Raw genomic sequence first — 2,376 nt, 5'->3', positions numbered from 1 at the left:
AAGCGCTGGCTCGCCTTCGGCCTGCTCTCCTCGCACATACACCCTGTCCCTGATCGTCGTGATCACCGCCGGTGCGGGCTGGCTGTTCTACCGCCATCTGGACGGCAACCTCCACAGCGTCTCGCTGGACGGCAAGGGCGGCACCGAGAAGGCCGACGCCTTCGGCCGCACCCCCCTCAACATCCTGGTCATGGGCTCCGACGGACGGACCAGCACGACGGACTGCCGGCTCGGCGGCGGCTGTTCCCGGACCGGGGTGCAGACCGGCGGCAACGCCGACGTGGAGATGGTGCTGCACATCTCCGCCGACCGCTCCAACGCCACCGTGCTGAGCATCCCCCGCGACACCATGACCCGGGTGCCGGCCTGCCGGGACGGCGAGACCGGCCGGTCCACGACCGGCTACTACGGCCAGGTCAACAGCGCCCTGCGGTACGGGCCGGCCTGCCAGGTGGCCACCGTCCACCGGCTCACCGGCATCCCCGTCGACCACTTCGTCAAGCTCGACTTCTCCGGCGTCGTCAAGATGTCCGACGCGATCGGCGGCGTCTCCGTGTGCGTCGGCGACGACGTCTACGACACCTACTCCCATCTGAAGCTGTCCCGGGGCACCCACACCCTCAAGGGCGTCGCCGCCCTGGAGTTCGTGCGCTCCCGGCACGGCTTCGGCGACGGCAGCGACCTCGGCCGCACCGTCTCGCAGCACATCTTCCTCAGTGCGATGATCCGCAAGTTCAAGAGCGCGGGCACGCTCACCGACCCCACCGCGGTCTACCGGCTCGCCGACGCCGCCACCAAGGCGCTGACGGTGGACGACGGACTGGGCAGCGTCAAGAAGCTGATCGGGCTCGCCGCCGACGTTGACAAGGTGCCCGCCCGGCGGATCACCTTCGCCACCATGCAGACCGCCCCCGACCCGGCCGACCCCGACCGGGTGGTGGCCGGCCCCGGCGCCGCTTCCCTCTTCGCCGCCATCGCCGGCGACCGGCCGCTCACCACCGATTCCGGCGCGAAACCCAAAGCCACCGCCCAGGCCGCCGCGAGCGCCGAGCCCGTCCGCGGGCTGAGGCCGCCACCGCGAACAGGACACCACTCCCGGCTCCAGCAGCTGGAGGCCGTCGAAGAACCGGGCGACCTCGGCGGGCGTGCGCTGGGTGAGCTTCGGGGTGCCGTGCTCGTTCCAGAACCGCACCGCCTCGTCCACGTCCGGCATCGACGGACTGGTGATGGTGTGGGACAGCACCAGATGGCTGCCCGACGGCAACCGGTCCGTCAACTGCCGTACCAGACCGTACGGATCCTCGTCGTCGCCGAGGAAGATGACCACGCCGAGCAGTATCAGCGCCACCGGCTCGCTGAAGTCCAGTGTCCGCGACGCGTGTTCCACGATCGCGTCGACGTTGCGCAGGTCCTCGTCCAGATAGTCGGTGCGGCCCTCGGGCGTGCTGGTCAGCAGGGCCCGCGCGTGCGCGAGGACCAGCGGGTCGTTGTCCACGTACACGATCCGCGCCTTTGGCGCGACGCGCTGTGCCACCTCGTGCGTGTTGTCGGCCGTGGGAAGCCCGGTACCGATGTCCAGGAACTGCCGGATGCCCACCTCGCCGGCCAGATGGCGCACCGCGCGGCCCAGGAAGAGCCGGTCGGCGCGTGCGTACTCCCCGATGCCCGGGTGCAGTTGGCGGATCCGGTCACCGGCCTCCCGGTCGACCTCGTAGTGGTCCTTGCCGCCGAGCCAGTAGTTCCAGATCCGGGCGGTGTGCGGCTGGTCGGTGTTGATGCGGGCGCGCAGCGAGGCGGCCACGCCGTTGGCGGCTGCCGGGATGTCGGTCACGTGGGTCAGCTCCTGGAAGACGGGGACCTCGGACGGGGAATACACCGTGCGGAACGCAATCTAGCGTCCCGGCCGATCTTCGCCGTCTGGACCCCGGGCCCGGCGGGCGGGAGACTGCGCACATGGATCCCACACGGCTCGCCCGGCTCGGTGCCGGCCCCTACCTGCTGCTGACCAGCTACCGCCGGAACGGCACCCCCGTCGCCACCCCGGTCTGGGTGGTCCGGGACGGGGACACCCTCGGTGTGTGGACCGCCGGCGACAGCGGGAAGGTCAAGCGGATCCGGCGCCGCCCCGACGTCCTCGTCGGCCCCTGCGACCGGCGCGGCAACCCCACCGGCGACCAGCTGCCCGCCACCGCCGAGATCACCGGCGCCGGCACCACCGCCCGCTACCGGAGCCTCATCGCCCGCAAGTACGGCGTCGTCGGCCGCCTCACCCTGCTGGGCAGCAGGCTGCGGCGCGGCCCGGACGGCACGGTGGGCATCCGGGTGACCCTCGGCGAGTGAGGGCCACCCGGGCGAGGTCCCGATGCCCGAGAACGC

The 2,376-nt window shown here is 71.7% G+C and carries 1 protein-coding gene and 2 pseudogenes; 2 read left to right on the top strand and 1 reads right to left on the bottom strand.

Annotation, left to right across the window (positions count from 1 at the left end; all coding sequences use genetic code 11):
• Positions 1-58 precede the first annotated feature (58 nt).
• Positions 59-1,054 (top strand): annotated as a pseudogene (locus tag H5J33_RS31400) (LCP family protein); the annotation flags it as partial.
• On the opposite strand, the pseudogene H5J33_RS31395 reads toward H5J33_RS31400, so the two are convergent.
• Positions 1,016-1,831 (bottom strand): annotated as a pseudogene (locus tag H5J33_RS31395) (SAM-dependent methyltransferase); the annotation flags it as partial. The pseudogenes H5J33_RS31400 and H5J33_RS31395 sit on opposite strands and share 39 nt — an antisense overlap.
• Before the next feature lie 122 nt (positions 1,832-1,953).
• Here H5J33_RS31395 and H5J33_RS31390 point away from each other — a divergent pair.
• Positions 1,954-2,340, top strand: coding sequence for a PPOX class F420-dependent oxidoreductase (locus H5J33_RS31390; RefSeq protein ID WP_181798149.1), 387 nt, complete (start codon positions 1,954-1,956; stop codon positions 2,338-2,340).
• Positions 2,341-2,376 lie beyond the last annotated feature (36 nt).

The sequence above is a fragment of the Streptomyces sp. WELS2 genome, from assembly GCF_013870595.1.
Taxonomy (GTDB): domain Bacteria; phylum Actinomycetota; class Actinomycetes; order Streptomycetales; family Streptomycetaceae; genus Streptomyces.
This window is presented reverse-complemented; position numbering and strand designations above follow the sequence as displayed.